This is a genomic window from Nocardia miyunensis NBRC 108239, assembly GCF_001613065.1.
In the GTDB taxonomy this organism is placed as follows: Bacteria; Actinomycetota; Actinomycetes; order Mycobacteriales; family Mycobacteriaceae; genus Nocardia; species Nocardia miyunensis.
Genome location: NZ_BDBQ01000196.1, coordinates 1 through 730, shown reverse-complemented (window position 1 = coordinate 730; position 730 = coordinate 1). Strand labels below are relative to the sequence as shown.

The 730-nt window shown below is 64.9% G+C and carries 1 protein-coding gene; it reads right to left on the bottom strand.

The annotated features are described in order from the left end of the window. The coding region (locus NM2_RS46955; RefSeq protein WP_157122138.1) for a transposase at window positions 1–730 on the bottom strand (730 nt) is incomplete at both ends.

Genomic DNA, 730 nt, shown 5'->3' with positions numbered 1-730 from the left:
GGTTGGGAGTTCGTCGTTAGACTGTGTGGTGGTAGGTCCGGGTTGTGGCTTGTCCGAAGGATCGGTGTGCGGGGTTGGGCCGGTCGCGCTGGAGTCGGTAGTCGTCCCCGAGTGCCCTCCCGGGCTTGCCGCGTCTCGTCGCCGCTGGTCGGTGAGCATCCGCTGGTAGACGACGTTGGACAAGCGCCGTTTGAGTGCCCGTATCGCTTCCATGGAGGTCTTCCCGGCAGCTTTCTTGTTGTCGTAGTAGACACGGCCTGGGGTCGGGTGACGCAGTTGGACCACGGCCATGGTGTGCAGGACATGGTTGATCTTGCGGTTGCCGGCGCGGGAGAGCCGGTGCCGCTTGTGGTCTCCCGACGATGCGTCCAGGGGTGCGGTGCCGTTCCAGGAAGCGAACCGGTCCCGGGAGGCGAAACGGTGGATGTTGTCGGTGTCGGCGAGCAGCCGTGCAGCACCACAGGGCCCGATGCCGTTCAGGTCCATCAGGGTCGACCCGCGCGCGAGGACCAACTGTTTGAGTTCCTTGTCCGCGGCTTTGGTTTTCCGGTCGACGACCTCGAGATCGTCGATCAGCTCGCTCACCAGCCGCAGACGAACCCGGGCCGCGGCATCGACCGGTTCGACGGTCTCGGCCAGGACGCGGGCCTGCATGGCCGATAGAAACCTCTTGGCACCTCCGGGCACCAACTCCAGCAGCAGCCGGTGGATACGGTTCAACAATTCGGTG